The sequence below is a fragment of the Psychrobacter sp. 219-2-C genome, assembly GCF_049560815.1.
GTDB lineage: Bacteria > Pseudomonadota > Gammaproteobacteria > Pseudomonadales > Moraxellaceae > Psychrobacter > Psychrobacter faecalis.
Genome location: NZ_CP186933.1, coordinates 2,039,972 through 2,060,982 on the forward strand (window position 1 = coordinate 2,039,972; position 21,011 = coordinate 2,060,982).

The window sequence follows — 21,011 nt, forward strand, 5'->3', positions numbered from 1 at the left end:
CATAATTATAGCACAGTCTTATTTTATTGAAAACATAAACCGTGCTTATTTAATTATTTATTAACAATAGCTTAAATGGCAAAGCATGTAAAATACAATTCAAAATATCTTGTCAATTTATAGCGACAGAATGCTATTTCAGGTCTGGGTCTTCTTGCAAATTGACTATCGTAAAGCAACCTGTCTTACTATTTTATTATGCTATGCTACCAACAATAGCAGTGATAGAAATCCATAAAACATAAGCTTGTAAGCGCGCATACAGCGAGTTACTTTTTATTTAGATATTTAATTTATATAGACATTCAATAAAAATACCTTATCTACCTGCTTTAGCTGCCATTTTAAAGAAAATCACTTTACCCATATTTTGATTAATTTTTTGGATATATATGACCACCGCAAAATCACAGCCTCGGCGCAAAGGTTGGCTCGCCCGCTCCTACTCTAACAGTTGGCTCACCACCTTGATGGTCGCTTTTATCGTCATTATTAGCGTCGGGGTGTCGATTTCATTTTTTTGGCGCAGTCTGTATTTGCCAGAGCTTAAAAATCATGCGCGCTATCTGACCAGCGAATTGCACTTGATGAACAGCGTCAATAAAGACTGGAAAAATGATCCGGCCGTCCGGCAATGGATTTATCAGCATTCGCATGTGGTGGTGGTCAATAATCCTAGCGATTTTCCAGTGATAGAAGATAAGGCGTTTGTTGGCGTCTTTACCGATGTGTTGCAGCGCGAAATTGGTGCGCAATTGGGTCGTCCCGTAGAGGTCTACTTTAAGTTTAAACCAACGCCGCAGCTGTGGGTGCAAGACAGTCGCGATACCAGCTTTTGGATTCGCGAGCCGGTGGTATATTACTCACAGTACAGTCCCGCTTTATTAGTATTATTTTTAGTTGGCTTACCAATTTTAACCTTGCTGACCATTATTTTATTAGCGCGGCAATTAAATCGTCCACTACGCTATTTGCAGCGTGCGGCGACCAACTATATTCGCTTGGGTCACGCTACCACTTTACCGACCCACAATGGTCCTACTGAGATCCGCCAAGTTAATATGGCATTTAATCGCTTATTTACTACCCTCAATCAAGCACAAAAAGAGCGGACGATTATGCTGGCGGGCATCTCGCACGACTTGCGCACGCCGCTGACCCGTATGCGTTTAACCGCTGAGATGCTGCCCGATGAATTTTTCCGTGAAGGTTTGATTTACGATATCGAAGATATGGATGCGATTTTGGAGCAGTTTATTTCCTTTATGAAAGACGGTTCCGATGAGCCAGTGCACCTGACCAATTTGGACACTATATTTAATGAAATCATGGTGCAATTTGCGCCGCTGGAATTTATTTATCAATCGGAATGTCAAAAAATGGTGCCTGTGCGGCCAATGTCTATCAAACGCTTGGTGATTAACTTGGTTAATAATGCCAAACGTTACGGCAAACCGCCCATTTATTTATCCGCGACCGTGGTGCCGACATTCATAGAAAAAACGGTGGTAGAAGACAGCGATGTAGTGACTGAAAATGAGGTCAATAAAGAAGCAAAAGAGCAGTTATTGATATGCGTGCGCGACTGCGGTGAGGGCGTCGCAGAAGACCAATTAGAGCGTATCATGCAACCGTTTGAGCGCGGGGAGTCAGCGCGTACTACTCAGGGTAGCGGACTCGGTTTAGCAATTGTCGATCGTATCGCGCGCTTACATCATGGGACGGTTGAGGCCATCAATCACCCAGATGGCGGTCTACAAGTGTGTGTTCGTATCCCTCTTATTTCCAAAGTTGCCGGAGAGCCGCCATTGGCTTCTGACAATGACAGACTATCTAACGCTCCTAGCAATATAGACGACCAATAAAATAGATGGTCGTTAAATAAAAGTAGCAGACAACATCAAAGAATTGCTAATAACTGATCGTTATTGGACACTTTAATAGCCCTACTTTTTGGTACCAATCACTGGAGGAATGTACTCAGCGCTATTGCTAAAAGTTAAAGGTTGGGTTATTTCTTGCTGCGCAGCCTTTAGCGTCTCAGTGCTGGTTGGCTGCTGCAAAAATAAATAATATCCAAGCGCTGCTGCGTTCAATACCACTAAACCACCAAACAAATACGGCATCCCTTGCCCTCCTCTACTATTAATAAGCTCATTTCAATCATTTTAATAAATCATCAATATCAATTTATCCGTCATTATAAAAGATTAAGCATCGAAATCGCGTTCACTTTTTTCTTATGTCAATTCATCGGCTGCAAGAACTTGGGTCAATGGTTTAATCGGCCAAGTCATGACAAAGCGTGCGCCGCCAAGCTCACGGCTCTCGTCCACTTTCATATTGCCATTAAACCAAAAAGCGATACGCGACACAATAGACAAGCCCAAACCATAACCACCTGAGGCACGTGTACGACTATCGTCCAAGCGTGAAAACGGAATAAAGACTTTTTCACGGTCGGCTTCTGGAATGCCGTGCCCATCATCTTCTACGCTGACAAAAGCATTGCCTTTTCTCACCCCAGCACTAATGATAATCGTACTCTCAGCATAACGTAAAGCATTTCCGGCCAAATTCTGAATCACGCGATGCAGGTAACGTCTATCCGCAACTGCCGTTACTTTTGCATTTGGTAGCTTAGTCACTATCTTAATCGGTTTGCCCAAAGCATTGGTTTCACGCTCAATTTGCTCAAGCAATTCACGCAGATTGACCGGTTCTAAATCCAGTTTTGGTGAGCCCTCTTCAAGCTTGGCGTACGTTAGAATCTCATCAATCAAACCATTTAGCGCTTCGATATCTTCATCAATATAATCACGCTGCATAAAGCGCGAATCTTCATCATCGGTATCTGCCAGCATGTCGACAGCGAAACGAATACGTGCAACCGGCGTTCGCAGTTCGTGCGATACTGCCCGCGTCAGCTCGCGCTGTGACTCAATCAAACGCTTAATATGGGCCGTCATCGCATTAAATGTCGCCGATAAACGCGCAATTTCATCTTGTCCGATGACTTGTACTTTGATATCAAGATTGCCTTTACTGACTTCGTTAACGCCCACCTGAATCAGTTGCAGCTTGCGCTCTAGCGGGAAAATAAGCGCATACACGCCTAAGCTGATTAGGAACATACTGATCAAAATCATACTGACAATCAGATTGAGCGGGAACCAGTTAAACAAAGGTACCGGCCCGATTAAAATCGCCATATCATTGATTTCAGACGGTACGACCACTTTAATCGACGAGTTACTTTTGCTGGTATTGGTATCTTGTAATAAGATGACGACCTCATCGCGGCGTAAGCGTGCCATTTGATCGGGGTCTAAATTAAGAGTATTGATCGCTCTAAACTCTAATGGAAAAGAAAACTTCTCTTCCAATTGAGCCAAACGCGCACGCTTATCGGATAAAGTCGCGTAATAAGACAAATCATCGAGCAAAAATACCGCGATGGCGCGTACTTGCTGCTCGGTCACTTGCGAGATACGTGCGGTTAAAACACTTTCATTGTCTGGCAAGCGATAATAAACATCGGCGTAAATCGGCTGGGCAACATAGCGAACGACGGTATTGCCTTTTTCAAAACGGCGCAGCTCACTGGCATTAAAATCAACCTCGTTAATAGGCACAATGTTAAATTCTGCGCCAAATAAGCTACTGGCATCAGACAGCCAATACTCACGCTGCGATTCGCTTTCTTGATGCGCAATGCCTTCAGCAACGATATGAAAAGCGCCCGTAGCCATATTTTCCCGGTAAGATTGGACGCGTTCTTTATTGATCGTATCCATCAACAATTGCGCAAATAATGCCACACACAAACAGACGATGAGTAGTCCAGCATAAATACGAACAAAGATACTGTGTTTAAGAGAAGAAACTAATGACATACGTGCCGTGACCAACCTAATAAAGAATTATTGATAGAGGAAGAAGAGAAATCCTTGCAGCGCAATTTATCTCATGCTATTTATCTAACGCCTATAATTATCGCTCAATTAAACCACATTACGCAGCATTTAAGTTTAAAAATTAAAATTTAGACCATAAAAAACCAGCTTTACGCTGGTTTTTTATTAAAAAGTATTTTAGTAAAGAGAATTGTATTAACAATTCGCTGTTAATTGCCTTCTTTAACGAATAAATAACCTTTACTACGCACGGTTTTGATACGTTTAGGATTTTCTGGATCATCACCGATTTTTGGACGGATACGCGAGATACGTACGTCGATTGAGCGATCTTGACCATCATATTCGATACCGCGTAGACGCTCAAAGATATCTTCGCGTGACAAGATACGACCAGCATTAGACGCAAGTAACCATAATAAGTCATATTCGGCACTGGTGAAATCAACCAATTCATCACCCAAGTTCACTGAGCGACCACCGTTATCGATAACCAACTCACCAAACTCAAGACGCTGCGGCACATCTTCTGATGGCGCATTTTCTGAGCGGCGTAGTAAAGCACGGATACGGGCAAGCAATACGCGTGGCTGTGCAGGCTTAGCGACATAGTCATCAGCGCCCATTTCAAGACCCAAAACCTGATCCATATCTTCTGTGCGCGCGGTCAGCATCAAAATAGGATTTTGATAGTGTGGACGTACTTCACGACATACCGTCAAGCCATCGCTACCAGGAAGCATGACATCAAGTACGACCAAATCTGGTTGTTCATTGACAATACGGCGAATGGCGCGATTACCATCGGTTTCAATTGCCACTTCTAAACCATTTTTAACCAAGTAATCTTGGGTCAACATGGCTAAGCGCTCGTCATCCTCAACAATCAAGATTCGGGGGGTGTTGTCTTCTTCATTCGTTGTCATTGTTATATCCTCTAATACATCTTATTTAAAAGCGGTGAAAATAAGAGCGGTAAATTAATAGCACCGTAACTCAATCAATTTGTAATCCAATACAGGCAGTGACCGTAACACGGTTACAAACTTGGTAGCACAGTATACTATTAAACACACAGCTTCCTATACTATAGCTTATAGTTAGTAACAAAACCTATAAACTACGTCATTTAAAACGTTAGTTTGCGTCCAAAAATTATACCTTTTACTAACTTTAAAAGGCATAGGATAAATTTATTTAATCATTCTACTGGTCTTATATCGAACAAACGCTTTAAAAGCTCAAACATTAAATGTTATTGGATGACGCCAAATAACTGCTGGACTTTTAAAATAAAAAATGTGGTTGCTACTCTCTAATATAACCATATATTAGCGTTGCCGCTAGTCACTTTTCCATCATTTTATGAAAATCAGTTTAGTTTTCGATTTAGTTTTTGATAAATATTGCATAACCTAGGAGATTTTCAAATATAGTCAAAATATCCTAAAAACGCTATGGTATTGCTGATATCAATTTTTTGTAGCCTCTGTCTGCGCAGGCACAGCAAGCAAGAAAAACTGATATCAGCAGTGCGTAATGTATCGATATTACTTTTCACTCACTATAGTAAATGTCTGAGCTATGGCAAATATTAAGCGCTAACTACTAGAAAGCTAACTATTAGAAGAACAGGCATAAAAAAACAGCCCCTAATGGACTGTTTTTATGTTTATAACAAAAACTAAAGCGTAACTATGTGCTAGGCGCGGTTTTTATATTTACGAATAGTCTGCAACTGGGCGACTGATTCAGCCAATGACGCTAATGCTGCATTGGTTTGTACAGTATCAGATTGGTTGACCAGCATTTGCTCAGCTTTCTTACGTGCTTCAACGATTTTACTTTCGTCAAGATTGTGCGCACGCATCGCAGTATCAGCAAGTACGGTGACCATTTTTGGTTGTACTTCTAACACACCGCCAGATACATAAATAACTTCTTCTTCACCGTTAGGCGTTTGTACGCGCATCGGACCGGGTTTTAGCAAAGTAATAAGCGGGGTGTGACCTGGCAATATACCAATTTCGCCTTCGGTACCACTAGCTATTAACATGCTAATTTCGCCTGAATACAACTCTTCACGAGCACTTACGACGCGACATTGTAACGTTGCCATACTTAATTCCTTACCATCAAAGCGCGATCAAAAAACAGTAAAAACTGCGATGCGTTACTGAGGAGTAGATATAAAGGTTATATTATACCTACTCGTTAGCCCATACTTATAAAACTTACGCTGCAGAAGACTTCATTTTTTCTGCTTTAGCAACAACTTCGTCGATGCCGCCTGCCATATAGAAAGCTTGCTCTGGTAGGTCATCGTATTCACCCGCGATGATTGCTTTAAAGCTAGCAATGGTATCGCGTAATGCAACATATTTACCAGGAGCACCGGTGAATACTTCCGCTACGTGGAATGGCTGTGACAAGAAGCGCTGGATCTTACGCGCACGATAAACGACTAGTTTATCTTCTTCTGACAACTCATCCATACCTAGAATGGCGATAATGTCTTTAAGCTCTTTATAACGCTGAAGAACTTCCTGCACGCCGCGAGCAACGTTGTAATGCTCTTCACCGATAACCAATGGATCAAGCTGACGTGAGGTTGAATCTAGTGGATCAACCGCAGGATAGATACCTTGTGAAGCGATATCACGGCTTAGTACCACTGTCGCATCCAAGTGAGCAAACGTCGTTGCTGGTGATGGATCCGTCAAGTCATCCGCAGGTACATACACCGCTTGTACAGAAGTAATTGAACCTGATTGCGTTGAAGTAATACGCTCTTGCAGCATACCCATCTCTTCAGCGAGCGTTGGCTGATAACCAACTGCTGATGGCATACGGCCTAGCAGTGCTGATACTTCAGTACCCGCTAGCGTATAACGATAGATGTTATCAACGAACAATAATACGTCACGACCTTTGCCAGTGACAGGATCTTTGGTATCACGGAAGTACTCAGCCATGGTCAAACCAGACAATGCAACACGTAAACGGTTACCTGGTGGCTCATTCATCTGGCCATATACCATCGCGACTTTAGATTTGCTAAAGTCTTCAACGTTGACAACGCCAGCTTCTTGCATTTCGTGATAGAAGTCGTTACCTTCACGGGTACGCTCACCAACACCAGCAAACACGGATAGACCTTCGTGTTTAAGGGCGATGTTGTTGATCAATTCCATCATGTTGACGGTTTTACCAACACCAGCACCGCCAAACAGACCAACTTTACCACCTTTAGCAAACGGGCAAAGTAAGTCGATAACTTTAATACCTGTCTCTAACAGCTCAGTACTGTTTGACTGTTCTGCATAGCTTGGGGCTTCACGGTGGATGGACCATTTTTCTTCAGCAGCAACTGGACCTTCTTCATCGATAGGACGACCAAGAACATCCATGATGCGACCTAATGTACCCATACCGACTGGTACAGAAATAGGTGCGCCCGTGTTAGTCACTGGTAGGTTACGCTTTAAACCTTCGGTTGAACCCATCGCAATAGTACGTACGATACCGTCACCTAGCTGTTGCTGGACTTCTAGGGTGGTCTCAGTGCCGTCTACTTGCAAGGCATCAAAAATTTGAGGAACTTCGTTACGGTCAAACTCAACGTCAAGAACCGCGCCAATAATCTGTACAATACGACCGCTACTCATTGCGTTCTCCTTGAACTTCTGTATATAGTGGGTTTTATAAAGGGTTTCAATTATGAAACAGCAGCAGCACCGCCAACGATTTCCGAGATTTCTCGGGTAATCGCCGCTTGACGCAGCTTATTATAAACCAACTGTAAATCGTTAATTAGGTCACCAGCATTATCTGTTGCCGCTTTCATCGCAACCATACGTGAAGACTGCTCAGAGGCAATGTTTTCCATTACCGCTTGATAGACAATCGACTCGATATAGCGACCAAGTAATTCATCAATCAAGGTTTTAATGTCAGGCTCGTAGATATAATCCCAGCTCAGCTCTGTTTGTATGCCACTTTCTTCATCACCAAATGAACCCTCTGGTAAAGGTACCAATTGGTTGACAATCGGCTTTTGGGTCATAGCGTTGACAAACTGATTATAGACCACATAAATACGGTCTAATTTACCGTTGCTATAGTCTTCTAACATCGCTTGCACCGGCGCGTTTAATTGCTCAAACGTCGGTTTATCACCATAGTCAGTAACGGCTGAAGTGACTTTACCACCGAAGTTTTTAAAGAAACTCACGCCTTTAGCACCAATAACGGCAAACTCGGCTTGTACGGACTGGTCTTGATACTGCTGAATGCTTTTAGATAAAGCTTTGAATAGGTTAATATTCAAACCACCCGCTAGGCCGCGATCTGATGTGATGACAATATAGCCAACTTTATCAACCGGACGCGAGACCATATATGGGTGTTTGTAATCTGATGAGGCATGCACCAAATGCGAAATAACCCGGCGCATACTATCAGCATACGGGCGACCCACTTCCATGCGCTCTTGGGCACGGCGCATTTTACTAGCGGCTACCATTTGCATAGCGCGAGTAATTTTCTGGGTACTTTTAATACTGGTGACTTTGGCACGTATCTCTTTTAAGCTTGCCATAATGATTCCAATATAAGAGGGTTAAAAAGCATGGGCGTATGCAACAATCGTTTAATATAAAACACTGAACTTATCGAAATAATGTCTTTACATCTTGTGGCATGACGCAATCTTAGACCTTCATTGGTTAAAATAGCGGCGCGATTATCTTAAAGGAAAATCTTTTAGACTTAAAAAGCTTCTTAAATAATGCGCCACTTTTTGCGCTCTAAAGCAGAGCGCTAACCACTTCAGGTTTAACCCGTTAAATTAATAACTGTGATTTTGTTTAAAGGCCTCTAAAGATGACTTTAAACGACCTGCGATATCATCATTATAATTCGCAGTGTCATCAATCTCACGCATCAATTCACTCTGCTCATCATGCATATAGCGTAAGTAAGCTTCTTCAAAAGAACCAATTTTTTCAACAGGAACGTCCGCTAAGAAGCCTTCGTTCGACGCATAGATAACTGCCGCTTGCTCAGAGATAGACATTGGCTGATATTGTTTTTGCTTCATCAATTCAGTCACGCGCTCACCATGATCAAGCTGTTCACGCGTTGCGTCATCAAGGTCTGATGCAAACTGAGCAAATGCTGCCAATTCACGATACTGAGCTAATGCAGTACGGATACCACCAGACAGTTTCTTGATAATCTTCGTCTGAGCAGCACCACCAACACGCGATACCGAGATACCAGCGTTGACTGCTGGACGGATACCTGAGTTAAATAGGCTAGACTCTAAGAAAATCTGACCATCAGTGATTGAAATCACGTTGGTTGGTACGAATGCAGAGACGTCACCGGCTTGGGTTTCAATGATAGGTAGCGCGGTTAAAGAACCAGTTTTACCAACCACTTCACCATTGGTGAATTTTTCTACGTATGCCGCGTTTACGCGTGATGCACGCTCAAGTAAACGTGAGTGTAAGTAGAATACGTCACCCGGATAGGCTTCACGACCTGGCGGACGACGTAGCAATAGTGAAATCTGACGATAAGCAACGGCTTGTTTTGATAAATCATCAAAAACAATCAGTGCATCTTCGCCGCGGTCACGGAAGTATTCGCCCATCGTACAACCTGAGTACGGTGCGATATATTGAAGTGCTGCTGGTTCTGACGCTGAAGCAACGACAACCGTGGTATATTCAAGGGCACCAGTTTGCTCAAGCTTACGTACCACGTTAGCAATGGTAGAACGTTTTTGACCGATTGCGACGTATACACATTTAATACCAGATGCTTTTTGCGCAATGATCGCATCGATAGCCATCGCGGTTTTACCCGTCTGACGGTCACCAATGATAAGCTCACGCTGACCACGACCGATTGGAATCATGGTATCAACGGCTTTATAACCCGTCATGACTGGTTGATCAACTGATTGACGATCGATTACGCCTGGGGCGATTTTTTCGACTTTATCAGTCATCTTGGCATCGATAGGACCTTTGCCATCAATAGGGTTACCTAACGCATCAACAACACGGCCTAGCAACTCAGGACCTACGGGTACTTCCAAAATGCGACCAGTACAATAGGCTTTTTGACCTTCTTGTAGTTTTAGGAAGTCGCCTAATACTACTGCACCAACAGAATCACGCTCTAAGTTAAGCGCCATTCCGTAGATTTCACCTTCAAACTCAATCATTTCGCCGTACATGGCATCTTCAAGACCATGAATCTGCACGATACCGTCAGATACTTTGACAATCGTGCCTTCATTCTTTGCAGTTGCACCCGCATCAAGGTCTTGAATACGCTGCTTAATCAGATTACTGATTTCCGCTGGATTCAATTGTTGCATTGCCTTGTTTCCTTTAATTTATGATAACCCGCCACTGACTTAAATGCTCTTATATCACGCAAGCTTTAGTAAGCTGCACGGATGATTGGCATTAGGCCGTTAGCTGTGTTTTTAACTGTTGTAACTTGCCACGCATCGAATCATCGATAACTTTGTCACCGACTTTAATCGTAGCGCCCGCCAATAGACTTGGATCAACCGACTCGTGAATCACCACGCTCGCATTGAGCGAGTCAGCAAGACGCGTTTGCAGCGTCTGACGCTGAGCATCAGTTAATGGATAAGCAGAGGTCACATAAGCGTCAAGCTGCTTTAAGCTTATTGCCTTGTGACGGCGATAATGCTCATAAACTTCAGGAAGCAGCGCCAGACGCTCTTGTTCTGATAACTGTTTAACGAAGTTACTAAGTGCTACTGATACTTTAGGATAGCTGGCGTTTTGGTCATGACGAGCCCCTTGGGTCTCACCTAATAACTGCTTAAAAGCAGAATCATTCGCGCTAGCTACTTGCGTATCATAAAGATCGACCAAAGCAGCTGACTTATGCTCAGCAGAAACAGCTGGATTGTCTAGCCAAGTACTGAACGACTTGTCATTGACAACGGTAGCGGCAATAAATAAGAAGTTTTCCCACTCATTTACTACCCCGTTTTCATTGGCATAGTCAAACGCGGCTTTAGCGTACGGTCGTGCTAAGGTTGATAAGTCAGCCATGATATCCTCACAATTACAGCTTCGCCGCCAGTTGGTCTAACATACTGGCATGTTTTTGCACATCGACTTTGTCTTGCAAAATCTTTTCAGCACCAAGTACAGCCAGTTCAGCAACTTGGGCACGCAATGATTCGCGCGCTTGATTGATTTCTTGGTCGATAGAGGCTTGCGCTTGTTGACGAATGCGTTCGCCTTCCGCTTGGGCTTGCAATTTTGCATCTTCAACAAGCTGATTGGCGCTCTTGTTCGCTTGCTCAATTAGCGCAGCAGCTTTAGTTTTTGCAACATCAAGCTCCTGCTGTACATTTTGCTCCGCGGTCGCTAAATCTGCTTTTGCTTTTTCTGCGGCGTTTAAGCCTTCAGCGATTTTACGCTGACGCTCATTAATGGCACCGATAAGTGGTGGCCACACGAATTTCATGCAAAAAATCACAAATATTGCAAAAGCAATGGCTTGACCGATGAGGGTAGAATTGATATTCACGTGATCACCTCTTTGTTAATGAAAAATCAGTTTCATTGATCATATTTGATAGCCAAACTTTGGCTATGTTTAATATACAAACTTTGACCACCAAACATTTACAACTGAGCTTTCTGATTAACCTGCTAGAGGGTTAGCGAACAACAATAGCATAGCAATACCAACACCAATCATCGGTACGGCATCAAGTAGACCTGCCACGATGAACATACGAGTTTGCAGTTGTGAACCAAGTTCTGGTTGACGTGCAACACCTTCTAAGAACTTGCCGCCTAGAATAGCAAAACCAATGCCTGTGCCAAGTGCGCCAAGACCGATAAGCAGTGCTACTGCGATAACTGTGTAACCACCTAATACTGGATCCATTGATGTATCCTCATTTACCTATTGAATGTATATAATTAATGTTCAGTTGATGATGCAAGCGACATATAAACTATCGTCAACATCATAAATACGAACGCTTGAAGGGTAATAATTAAGATGTGGAAAATCGCCCACGGCACCGATAACGCCCATTGAATCCAAAACGGCATCAGGGCAATCAATACGAAGATTAGCTCCCCAGCATACATGTTACCGAACAGACGCAAACCTAGTGAAATGGGTTTGGCAATCAAAGTAACAAACTCTAAGATAAAGTTGATGGGGATTAAAATGATTTGCATGATTGGGTTTTTGGCGCTAAACGGATGCAGTGTTAACTCACCGATAAAACCACCCAACCCTTTTTCTTTAATACTGTAGTAAATAATCAACGCAAAGACAGAAAATGACATGCCTAGGGTGATATTAGGGTCAGTCGTTGGTACAATCTTGAAGAACACGTGATGTGGATCATGACCCATCGCAGCGCCAACTTGACCTGCTAGACTTGGAATGAAGTCGATAGGCATTAAATCCATCAAGTTCATCAAGAAAATCCACACGAAAATGGTCAACGCTAGCGGCGCAATCAATTTTGACGTACCACTATAAGAATCGCGAACGTTGTTATCAACAAACTCAACGATCATCTCAACCGCTGCTTGAGTTTTGCCGGGAACGCCTGAAGTAACTTTTTTGGCAACCATCCAAAAGATGGCACAAAATAAAATACCCAGACCGATTGACCATAACATGGAATCAAGATGGATAGCTTTAAAACCCATTAACCCTGCTTCTTCAGCAGTATAGGCAACTTTCCAACCTTCGCCCGGCAGATAGCCGTACGTCCAATTCGTTAAGTGGTGAGAGATATATTCTGATGATGTTTGCTCGGATGCCATAATGTAAGCTTCTTATTAATCAACGATTTAATCAACTACCAAAAAATATGGTTGTCATCTGATGAGGCGTTTGCGTTGTCACCAATCTGCGATTAAGCAAATCCAGAAAAACACTTACAGCCCTCATGTAACCAATAACATCCAACCCATAGCTCTATAACTACTCTGTTATTCTTAAATAATTAAGCGGAATAACCAATTTTTTTATTGCGGCGGCTCAATTTGATAGTCATGGATAAATTTTAGCTATCAAAAAAGGGCGCACGATTATTCATTAATGGCCCTTGCATATCTACGCAAATTTTTGAGTATGTGTTTACTTATCTTGCTTTACTTTCATCACAATCAATACGGTGCTCAGCAGCAAGACAGTTAGCTGTCTATATTAATGCAGCGTTGTAATCGTGTAAAGTCAATTATGACTTTTTTATTTACGGTATGAATACGTTAAGCGCTGTTAACGTTCGCTACTATGGCTTTGCGTCTATCCATCAAAGCCGATAATTTAATTGTATTTGAACCCTCTACTTAAAGAGAGGGTTACTTATCGCGATTTTCACGCTTAACTCTAGTTAAGCGTCTTTATTCATACTTTTATTGTAAAAACAGTTTTCAGTCACTTAATCATTGATTGATGACTTTATAACAGTAATCTTAGAGAAGCTGGACCGCAGGATGACAAATGTATGTGCTGTATTATTGAGCTATTAAAATTATAATAGCTTATAAAGCTAGCGTATCTGCCACAACATCCAACTGTGACTAATCTGCATTACCATAAAACCGACGAATAGCGCAGGCGCTGATAGAGGTTGTATGGTAATAAAAATTAGTGCAAAACCACATACGGTCAATAACCATTTGACCATTTGACCGCGATATAGCTGGCTAACAATGTGTCTGCGCGCGCGATACCCAGTATACCAAAAGATAAATCCAGCAAAGACCGCTTGGGTGGCAAAACTGAGTAGCGCCCCAATAGCGTTACTCTTTGCGATAACAAGCGTATTGCCGTTATTACCCAACCAAGTAACATCTACTATCCAACCGAGCACAATCAGGATAAATAAAATCCATGCTTGGCGTTTTAGATAAATAGCAATCTTATCTCTTTGGGTGCGTTTGGCAGGTTTGGTCATTGATATTTCTATAGCTCTATAACGTGGGGACAATGCCGCACCGTTGCGACAATATTATCCGTGAATGGCTCACTCTACAGACGTTATCTTTTAACCAAAATAAAACGCCACTTATTATAGGGAGCAAGCAGATTTTAAGCAAGTGAAATATGCCTTTTATCAAGCATTTAGTTATTTAGCGCTGAAAATCTCTCTACAGAGTCAATAAAGTAGCGCTAATCACCTCTAAAACCACCTATTCTACCGTTAATTTAACTTATGTCATTTCAAATAGCTCAAAAGCTCAGCTTGCTATTAGGGTTACCGATATTTAGGAAATACACTGACGGATTTGCTGCGCCATTGCCTGCCAGCCGCTAACGAAATCTTTACTGTTGCTCATATCTTCCGCTTGCACGGTACTCTTAACTGGCTGTAACTTTGTAAGCAAACCTTTAGCAGGCTGACTTGGACTAACCAAGCACATTTGTTTTGCTGGGCGCTGCTCATTTAACCAGCGCAACTGACTGGCTTTTGGCGCTAAATGATGGTCAGTACTTAAGCTGCCAATTAATTGGAACTTGGCGCTGTCTTCCATATATTGATAAGCATCATGATAGGCCCAATACGGCAAAGGTTTTTGCGCGTGGTTTGCATGAGCTGACGCCACGGCTTTATTCATGCGCTGGGCAAATTTTTGCGCATTGGCATGATAGAGGTTTTTATATTGCGGATTGGCATGACTGTGAATGACAGCAAGCGCTCGCGTAATGGCTTTAGCGTTTTCAGGATCGAGCCAAATATGCGGATCGAGCGTACCAGCAATGGCTTTGCCTTTAACATCACGCAGCGGATGACGATTAAAGGCGTCGAACTTAAATAACGTAATCGCATTAGGCGCGCTATTGAGCGTGGTGGCTAGGTTGTTTTCTAGCGGCTCGCCAAACCAAACCACAAACTTACTATTTTGAATGGCCTTGATATCGCCGGGACTGATACTGCCGTGATGTCCGACCTCCCCTGCTTGCAATAATTGCTTGGCTGATGGCGCGCCTTCCGTCACCGCTTGGCTTAATAAAAACAGCGGATAGTTACTGACGCTCACCGTTGCTGCTTGCGCGCTCATCATGAACGAGGCAAATATAAGCACGCCAGTTATGAGCAATCGCGGTAAGCGCAGAGGTAAATGCATAAAGTTTTTAAATAATGGAATCATAATGGCAGCTTTTAAGGTTCAAGGATAAATGACAAAGATAGTTATAAATATTTTGCAACGTTATTCTAGTTATAAAACAGCAGACCTGTGAATAAATGCAAAGGACCTCTCTGTTTTACGTTTTAGTATGTTATACTATAACAATATAAAAAACCATTATAAAATATCCATTAACTAAAAATACTGTTCATCACACCGCTAAACCGTCTTTAGGAGCTTGCTGCATGTCTACTCATTCATCTGTTTGCGCTCATGTCCATGATGTGCAAGATTTTACAGCGTCCGATGTCAATGAGCGTTTACTAGCAGCCAAAGAGCAATGTCGCTCAAGCGGCGCGCGCTTTACGCCGCTGCGTCAGCAAATCTACCAGTTGGTGCTAGAAGCCAATAAACCAGTGGGCGCTTATGATCTAATCACTCAATTGCAGCAGATGCGCCTTGCCGAGCCTGAAGCAGAAAGCGACAGCTCGAACAATCAAGCAAATACTCAAACGCCAAAAAATGTCGCGCCGCCGACGGTTTATCGCAGCTTGGAGTTTTTATTGAGCGAGGGCTTGATTCACCAGCTAACCTCGATTAATGCTTATGTGCCTTGTTGTCACCCACGCGCCCAACATACAGCGGCGTTTTTAATCTGTGCCCAGTGTCAGCGGGTACAAGAATGCAGCAGCTTGCCAGTACAAGAAATGATGAGCTTTGCAGAGCAAGACGTTGGCTTTACGGTTGAGCGTAGCGTCATTGAATTGAGCGGTCGTTGCCAAGCGTGTCAGTAAAATAACGGTTTGCTTATATTTTTGATCTGAATTTTAGGTTTACGCTTCTATGCTAAATTATTATTCTGTCATTTCTTAATTATCATTAATACATCAGTACTGCCCTATGAGCCTAGCAATTTTACCAACCAAGCCCTCTGCTATGAATACAAGTGATAAATCCATGTCTAACGCGGCTAAACTGCTAAGCTTAAGTGATATCAGTTACCATATCGGGCAGCAACGTATCCTCTCGCATATCGATATCGATATCGCTATTAATGAAACGGTCAGTCTGATCGGACCCAATGGCGCGGGTAAATCTACTTTAGTCAAGCTTATTTTGGGTTTAATCGAACCGACCAGTGGCCAGATAACGTCGCACCAAAAATTACAACTCGGCTATGTGCCGCAGCGCTTTGCCGTGCCGCCGATATTGCCGTTACGCGTTTGCGATTTATTGGCGCAAGCCGATAAAAAACGCTTAACGGCTGAGCAGCGGCAATTTATCTTTGATAATTTGTCGTTGACGCATTTATTGTCGCGGCAAATGCTGCATTTATCAGGCGGTGAAACCCAGCGAGTATTATTGGCGCGTGCCTTATTAGACAAGCCCAATTTATTAATTTTAGATGAGCCGATGCAAGGACTAGACCCTGATACCGAGGTTTGGCTGTATCAGTTTATCGATGAGCTGCCGGAGTTTTTGCGCTGTGCCATGCTGGTGGTGTCGCATGATTTGCATTGGGTCATGAAAGGTAGCAGGCGTGTCATTTGTTTAAATAAGCACATTTGCTGCGAAGGGCAACCAAGCGAGCTTGCGATTAGTTCGGAGTTTCAGAAGCTTTTTGGCCATCATTATGAGCAGCCTTATGTGCATCAACCGCACGCTTGTGAGCACCATGCCCCAAGCGAGATATAATTAAAAAACCAAGCTTTTTAGGCAAATTGCCTTGTTCCTTTTATAAAAACGTTACGGATATCTATTATGACCGCTTGGTTAGCCATCATAGCTCCTGCTTGGATTGCTGGTAGCATTTTAGCGCTACTTTCTGCGCCTTTAGGCTGCCTAGTCTTATGGCGGCGCATGGCATTTTTTGCCGATGCCTTGGCACATGGCACGTTACTTGGTGTGGCGTTGGCAGTTTTGTGGCAATTACCGATGGGCATTGGCATTGGCATCGTCAGTATTTTGGTCGTACTGGGCTTAGTATTCATCGATGATGAGCGTCTGCCGGTCGATGCAGTGCTGGCCGTGGTTGCAGTATCGCTGCTGTGTTTAGGTTTATTAACCTTGACGCAGCTTACCGATCAGCAAGCCAATGTTTTAGGTTTTTTATTTGGCAATTTGCTCGAGCTTGACTGGGCAGATTTGCCGTTGATTGCAGTAAGTGTTTTGGTGGGCTTAGGATTACTGATTTATATATGGCCAGCACAAATCAAGCTTGCCACCCACGAAGCTTTGGCACGCATTCAAGGAATTAATCCGATGCGCCAGCGCTTGTTTTTTATGGGCGTATTAGCTGGGTTTTGTGCTATTGCCTTGCAAGCGGTTGGGAGTTTATTAATCAGCGGGCTATTGGTGTTGCCAGCATTAACAGCACGTTTATGGTCGGCCTCACCAAAACAAATGGTTGTTATCTCTTTAATCATCGCCCAGCTTGGCGTCACGCTTGGCGTTTGGGGCAGCATTTGGCTAGATATCCAAACGGGGCTTGCTATCGTTTTGGTACTGGCTATTTTATTTTTTGTGGCGCTCATTATCTCAAAGCTAATAAGCAAAAAATCAGGGTCGGAATCCATATTAGCAAAATTCTGGTCCCCACGCCGTTAGCGTTATTTACATGTAGCACCAAATTACCACGTACCTCAGCCATGACATTTAGGTCGTGATTTTGATATTTACTTGGCCTTTGTCGAACTTTATTTCATCAATATTGCTAGAGCTTTAATGCCCATTATGTTATAAACTTTCCTGAATACTATCAATGCGATAGTTGGCGAATTTTTGAGTTAATAAATACTCGGTACACCAATTTAAGATGTTTTTTTAACGAACGTTTTCGTTTCATCATATTTTAATTTATTATCGTTTTGCTTGATAAGGGACTAACCCCCATGCTTAGCTACCCCGCCAGCGCAGTCAACACGCCCGACGGACAAGTCAATGTTTTGCAAATTACCGATTTGCACTTATCCTCCCACGTGCCTGCGGCGGCTGACGAAACCAGTAGCGAAGTAGCGGTTTGCCAATACAATTTTGAGGCGATTATCAAGCAAGCGTTGAGCGCAGAGCGGCGCTGCGATTTGATTCTCGTGACAGGCGATTTGGTCGATAAAGTACAAGCAGAAATTTACGATCATATTTTTGACGTACTACAAGCAACGGGGATTCCTTTTGCCTGTATCGCCGGTAACCATGACGTTACCGATGAAAACAACAGCGAGCTGCCATTTTTTCAGCGTGAACTGATTGCCAGACCCGCGGACAGACGCTTATTGAACCGTCATGTTATCGAAACCGACCATTGGCAGTTGTTGTTAATAGATTCTTCGATGACAGGCAAGGTAGAAGGAGAAGTGACGCTAAGCGACATTGATTGGCTCTGTAAGCAGCTAGAGACATGCGCTAAGCCTGCGCTTATTGCGCTGCACCATCATGTGATAGCGGTCGATTCAGCTTGGATTGATCAGCATATGCTCGAAAACGCCGATATCTTTTGGCAACGGCTGGCAACATTTGAGCATCTCAAAGTCATTATCAGCGGCCATACCCACCAAGAGCAAGTCCGCCATCGGCATGGGGTAACGGTTTATAGCACGCCATCCACTTGCTATCAGTTTAAGCCTTTTGAAGATGATTTCGCTTATGATAAAAGCGCCCTGCCCGGCTATCGCTGGTTGCAATTAGCCAACAATGGAGAGGTTGCAAGCTGGGTCGAAAGACTAGATACTTGACAACCAGTTTTATTGGCAGAAATTTGGCTAGTATTTAGCTAGTATAATACCGCCAGAGTGTGTATGTTATAGGGCTAGCTAAAATTACTGGTTATAGACAGCCACAGCGTGATTGCTAATACTAGCAACCTAACCGTAAAGCTAAAAATGATAAATAAGTTATATCATAAATAATGTAAAAAATGAGAACGGTCTACATTTAGACAAAATTATAATAGCTAGGACGGCTAAATTGACCACAAGCTAAGTTTCCACAGTCAGTGATTTGTATCTTTATTTAATGGCTAGCATTTAAATAAAAAGATTCATAACAATATACCTGACCATTGATAATCGATAGATCGCTAGCAGCATATCGAAATAACCGTATGTTTAGATCAGCTGTGTTACTTGTGTCACTAAGTGGTAAAACGCTTATAAAAGAAACCATTTATAGCGTTTGGTAAATTGATAACGCCTTGTCTGTCGATAGGTCGTTTTATTGAATTAATTTGAAAAAGTAGGATACCCATATGAGCACCCTGACCCCAAACCCAAATCCAAGTGATGTAAAGTTCACCCCTTATGCGCCTGCCGAAAACGAAGAATACATGTCGGATGAACAATTGGCGCACTTTAAAGCCATTTTATTAGATTGGAAGCATCAATTGATTGGCGAAGCAGATCGTACCAAGACTTATATCCAAGATGAGTCCAGTGCCATGCCTGATATCAATGACCGCGCCACTCAAGAAGAAGAGTTTGCCCTAACCTTGCGAACGCGTGATCGTGAACGTAAGCTGATTCGCAAAATTGATAAATCTATCGCTGAAATTGAAAACGAGGATTATGGATTTTGTGAAACTTGTGGCGTCGAGATTGGCCTGCGTCGTCTTGAAGCCCGTCCAACTGCGACCCAGTGCATTGACTGTAAAACTCTATCTGAGATTAAAGAGCGTCAAAACCAAGGCGCTTAAATCCAGTTATTTTAATAGTCATTAATCATTTAAATACAAATACGAGCGACCATTCATTGGTCGCTCGTTGCGTTTTACGGCGTTATTTTTTATTAAATAGCTTTTAGTGGTTGACACGGCACCAACAAAATACGCATATTTAGCAAATATCTTTTTGGCATCGATTTATTTATTCTATCTATTTCCACTTTCGCTAAGTGTCTATTTTGAAAACATCTGCTACCTCTATGGCAAACACGCCTATTACTCCTACTCTGCCCCAACCTATTGGCCGTTTTGCGCCGTCACCAACCGGTGAGCTGCATCTTGGTTCCTTAACCACCGCGCTTGCCAGCTTTTGTCAGATCAAATCTCTTGGTGGCAAATGGCTACTGCGTATCGAAGACACCGATACCGAGCGCTGTGATCGACAGTTTACTGAGCAGATTTTGATTGATTTAGAAGTGCTTGGGCTGCACTGGGATGGCGATGTCATCTACCAATCTGAGCGCCTTGATATTTATAATGATTATTTATCTTCAAGCCTATATCCGCTGACTTACGGCTGTCAATGCTCGCGTAAAAGCCTTGAGCGTTATTGGCAGCAAAAAGCGATGGGAGAAAGCATGGACGCAGAGCAGGCACAGGAAAAACTGCTGAACAGACAACGCTATCCGCGCTGTTGTCTAAATGCCAATCTTGATAAAGAAAAAAACAAACTGCGTATACAGCTACCAGATTACCGTATTGGCTTTCAAGATGGTATTCAAGGTGTGCAATGGAGCAATCCGCAGCAAAGCTTGGGAGATATGGTGGTGCGTCGCCAAGACGGCATGATCAACTATATTTTGGCTGCTAGCCTCGATGATGGCTTGCAAGGTGTGACGCATATTATGCGTGGCTTGGACATTTTACCGATGACCACCGCGCAAATTAGCATTATGCATGCAGCGCATTTGCCAGCTATCGATCATTGGTACCATTTACCATTGATATGCAGTCCTGATGGTCAAAAGCTCTCTAAACAAAACCTTGCCCAGCCAATTGATACCCGTGACCCAAGTCATCTAATTGCCCATGCTTTGCAGCTATTACAGCAACCTGCCGTTGATAGAGACACGCCGACAAACATGCTTACCCAAGCAATTGCGCAATGGGACAACTCGCCATTACAAAATATGCAGACTTTTAATACAAGCGACATTTAACAAAAAACGCCGCTATAAGCGACGCTTCTTTATCATCAATAACTGG

20 protein-coding genes are annotated in these 21,011 nt (G+C 43.0%); 7 read left to right on the forward strand and 13 right to left on the reverse strand.

The annotated features are described in order from the left end of the window. Nucleotides 1-392: 392 nt before the first annotated feature. On the forward strand, nucleotides 393-1,865 hold the full coding sequence (locus ACPEGP_RS08310) for an ATP-binding protein (RefSeq protein WP_423813130.1): 1,473 nt from the start codon (nucleotides 393-395) through the stop codon (nucleotides 1,863-1,865). 81 nt (nucleotides 1,866-1,946) lie between these two features. On the opposite strand, the gene ACPEGP_RS08315 is transcribed toward ACPEGP_RS08310, so the two are convergent. From ACPEGP_RS08315 to ACPEGP_RS08375, 13 genes are all read right to left on the reverse strand, one after another. Next, nucleotides 1,947-2,126, reverse strand: a complete 180-nt coding sequence (locus tag ACPEGP_RS08315; protein WP_068404248.1) for a hypothetical protein — start codon at nucleotides 2,124-2,126, stop codon at nucleotides 1,947-1,949. Nucleotides 2,127-2,240: 114 nt separating this feature from the next. Continuing rightward, nucleotides 2,241-3,896, reverse strand: coding sequence for an ATP-binding protein (locus tag ACPEGP_RS08320; RefSeq protein ID WP_423813131.1), 1,656 nt, complete (start codon nucleotides 3,894-3,896; stop codon nucleotides 2,241-2,243). A gap of 230 nt (nucleotides 3,897-4,126) precedes the next feature. Beyond that, nucleotides 4,127-4,843, reverse strand: coding sequence for a response regulator (locus tag ACPEGP_RS08325; protein WP_021812806.1), 717 nt, complete (start codon nucleotides 4,841-4,843; stop codon nucleotides 4,127-4,129). A 776-nt stretch (nucleotides 4,844-5,619) separates the two neighbouring features. Then, the gene (locus ACPEGP_RS08330) at nucleotides 5,620-6,036 is read right to left on the reverse strand and encodes a F0F1 ATP synthase subunit epsilon (RefSeq protein WP_191690707.1); all 417 of its coding nucleotides are present in this window, start codon (nucleotides 6,034-6,036) and stop codon (nucleotides 5,620-5,622) included. 115 nt (nucleotides 6,037-6,151) lie between these two features. Beyond that, nucleotides 6,152-7,585, reverse strand: coding sequence for a F0F1 ATP synthase subunit beta (gene atpD, locus ACPEGP_RS08335; protein ID WP_200662733.1), 1,434 nt, complete (start codon nucleotides 7,583-7,585; stop codon nucleotides 6,152-6,154). Between the two features lie 50 nt (nucleotides 7,586-7,635). Next, on the reverse strand, nucleotides 7,636-8,517 hold the full coding sequence (gene atpG / locus ACPEGP_RS08340; protein ID WP_068404256.1) for a F0F1 ATP synthase subunit gamma: 882 nt from the start codon (nucleotides 8,515-8,517) through the stop codon (nucleotides 7,636-7,638). 249 nt (nucleotides 8,518-8,766) lie between these two features. After that, nucleotides 8,767-10,311, reverse strand: coding sequence for a F0F1 ATP synthase subunit alpha (gene atpA / locus ACPEGP_RS08345; RefSeq protein WP_423813132.1), 1,545 nt, complete (start codon nucleotides 10,309-10,311; stop codon nucleotides 8,767-8,769). Between the two features lie 91 nt (nucleotides 10,312-10,402). After that, entirely contained in the window at nucleotides 10,403-11,026 is a 624-nt protein-coding gene (locus tag ACPEGP_RS08350; protein ID WP_068404260.1) for a F0F1 ATP synthase subunit delta, read from the reverse strand. A 13-nt stretch (nucleotides 11,027-11,039) separates the two neighbouring features. Beyond that, nucleotides 11,040-11,510, reverse strand: coding sequence for a F0F1 ATP synthase subunit B (locus ACPEGP_RS08355; protein WP_025651436.1), 471 nt, complete (start codon nucleotides 11,508-11,510; stop codon nucleotides 11,040-11,042). A gap of 117 nt (nucleotides 11,511-11,627) precedes the next feature. Further along, complete coding sequence (gene atpE / locus ACPEGP_RS08360) at nucleotides 11,628-11,876, reverse strand: F0F1 ATP synthase subunit C (RefSeq protein WP_025651437.1); 249 nt, start codon at nucleotides 11,874-11,876, stop codon at nucleotides 11,628-11,630. Between the two features lie 35 nt (nucleotides 11,877-11,911). Further along, nucleotides 11,912-12,778: a F0F1 ATP synthase subunit A gene (atpB, locus tag ACPEGP_RS08365; protein WP_423813133.1), complete on the reverse strand. Its 867-nt coding sequence runs from the start codon at nucleotides 12,776-12,778 to the stop codon at nucleotides 11,912-11,914. Between the two features lie 731 nt (nucleotides 12,779-13,509). After that, nucleotides 13,510-13,917, reverse strand: a complete 408-nt coding sequence (locus tag ACPEGP_RS08370; protein WP_068404263.1) for an ATP synthase subunit I — start codon at nucleotides 13,915-13,917, stop codon at nucleotides 13,510-13,512. Nucleotides 13,918-14,227: 310 nt separating this feature from the next. Further along, on the reverse strand, nucleotides 14,228-15,112 hold the full coding sequence (locus tag ACPEGP_RS08375) for a metal ABC transporter solute-binding protein, Zn/Mn family (protein ID WP_423813134.1): 885 nt from the start codon (nucleotides 15,110-15,112) through the stop codon (nucleotides 14,228-14,230). Between the two features lie 224 nt (nucleotides 15,113-15,336). Between ACPEGP_RS08375 and ACPEGP_RS08380 the strand changes: the two genes are divergently transcribed. The 6 genes from ACPEGP_RS08380 (at nucleotide 15,337) to gluQRS (ending at nucleotide 20,965) form a co-directional block, all read left to right on the forward strand. Then, nucleotides 15,337-15,885: a transcriptional repressor gene (locus tag ACPEGP_RS08380; RefSeq protein WP_191690697.1), complete on the forward strand. Its 549-nt coding sequence runs from the start codon at nucleotides 15,337-15,339 to the stop codon at nucleotides 15,883-15,885. A 163-nt stretch (nucleotides 15,886-16,048) separates the two neighbouring features. Continuing rightward, a complete protein-coding gene (locus tag ACPEGP_RS08385; RefSeq protein WP_423814270.1) occupies nucleotides 16,049-16,786 on the forward strand; it encodes a metal ABC transporter ATP-binding protein in 738 nt (245 codons plus the stop codon). Nucleotides 16,787-16,852: 66 nt separating this feature from the next. Then, on the forward strand, nucleotides 16,853-17,698 hold the full coding sequence (locus tag ACPEGP_RS08390; protein ID WP_144297501.1) for a metal ABC transporter permease: 846 nt from the start codon (nucleotides 16,853-16,855) through the stop codon (nucleotides 17,696-17,698). 284 nt (nucleotides 17,699-17,982) lie between these two features. Next, nucleotides 17,983-18,822, forward strand: a complete 840-nt coding sequence (locus tag ACPEGP_RS08395) for a metallophosphoesterase (RefSeq protein WP_423813135.1) — start codon at nucleotides 17,983-17,985, stop codon at nucleotides 18,820-18,822. Nucleotides 18,823-19,334: 512 nt separating this feature from the next. Then, on the forward strand, nucleotides 19,335-19,778 hold the full coding sequence (gene dksA / locus ACPEGP_RS08400; RefSeq protein WP_068404274.1) for an RNA polymerase-binding protein DksA: 444 nt from the start codon (nucleotides 19,335-19,337) through the stop codon (nucleotides 19,776-19,778). A 227-nt stretch (nucleotides 19,779-20,005) separates the two neighbouring features. Then, nucleotides 20,006-20,965, forward strand: coding sequence for a tRNA glutamyl-Q(34) synthetase GluQRS (gene gluQRS, locus ACPEGP_RS08405; RefSeq protein WP_423814271.1), 960 nt, complete (start codon nucleotides 20,006-20,008; stop codon nucleotides 20,963-20,965). Nucleotides 20,966-21,011: the final 46 nt, after the last annotated feature.

Bases quoted from the DNA above. Each gene is read 5' to 3' on its own strand.
- ACPEGP_RS08330 (WP_191690707.1), bottom strand. From the start codon at position 6,036: ATGGCAACGTTACAATGTCGCGTCGTAAGTGCTCGTGAAGAGTTGTAT.
- dksA (WP_068404274.1), top strand. From the start codon at position 19,335: ATGAGCACCCTGACCCCAAACCCAAATCCAAGTGATGTAAAGTTCACC.
- ACPEGP_RS08310 (WP_423813130.1), top strand. From the start codon at position 393: ATGACCACCGCAAAATCACAGCCTCGGCGCAAAGGTTGGCTCGCCCGC.
- ACPEGP_RS08370 (WP_068404263.1), bottom strand. From the start codon at position 13,917: ATGACCAAACCTGCCAAACGCACCCAAAGAGATAAGATTGCTATTTAT.
- atpB (WP_423813133.1), bottom strand. From the start codon at position 12,778: ATGGCATCCGAGCAAACATCATCAGAATATATCTCTCACCACTTAACG.
- gluQRS (WP_423814271.1), top strand. From the start codon at position 20,006: ATGGCAAACACGCCTATTACTCCTACTCTGCCCCAACCTATTGGCCGT.
- ACPEGP_RS08325 (WP_021812806.1), bottom strand. From the start codon at position 4,843: ATGACAACGAATGAAGAAGACAACACCCCCCGAATCTTGATTGTTGAG.
- ACPEGP_RS08395 (WP_423813135.1), top strand. From the start codon at position 17,983: ATGCTTAGCTACCCCGCCAGCGCAGTCAACACGCCCGACGGACAAGTC.
- ACPEGP_RS08320 (WP_423813131.1), bottom strand. From the start codon at position 3,896: ATGTCATTAGTTTCTTCTCTTAAACACAGTATCTTTGTTCGTATTTAT.
- atpE (WP_025651437.1), bottom strand. From the start codon at position 11,876: ATGGATCCAGTATTAGGTGGTTACACAGTTATCGCAGTAGCACTGCTT.
- ACPEGP_RS08385 (WP_423814270.1), top strand. From the start codon at position 16,049: ATGTCTAACGCGGCTAAACTGCTAAGCTTAAGTGATATCAGTTACCAT.
- ACPEGP_RS08390 (WP_144297501.1), top strand. From the start codon at position 16,853: ATGACCGCTTGGTTAGCCATCATAGCTCCTGCTTGGATTGCTGGTAGC.
- ACPEGP_RS08375 (WP_423813134.1), bottom strand. From the start codon at position 15,112: ATGATTCCATTATTTAAAAACTTTATGCATTTACCTCTGCGCTTACCG.
- ACPEGP_RS08380 (WP_191690697.1), top strand. From the start codon at position 15,337: ATGTCTACTCATTCATCTGTTTGCGCTCATGTCCATGATGTGCAAGAT.
- atpG (WP_068404256.1), bottom strand. From the start codon at position 8,517: ATGGCAAGCTTAAAAGAGATACGTGCCAAAGTCACCAGTATTAAAAGT.
- atpA (WP_423813132.1), bottom strand. From the start codon at position 10,311: ATGCAACAATTGAATCCAGCGGAAATCAGTAATCTGATTAAGCAGCGT.
- ACPEGP_RS08315 (WP_068404248.1), bottom strand. From the start codon at position 2,126: ATGCCGTATTTGTTTGGTGGTTTAGTGGTATTGAACGCAGCAGCGCTT.
- ACPEGP_RS08350 (WP_068404260.1), bottom strand. From the start codon at position 11,026: ATGGCTGACTTATCAACCTTAGCACGACCGTACGCTAAAGCCGCGTTT.
- atpD (WP_200662733.1), bottom strand. From the start codon at position 7,585: ATGAGTAGCGGTCGTATTGTACAGATTATTGGCGCGGTTCTTGACGTT.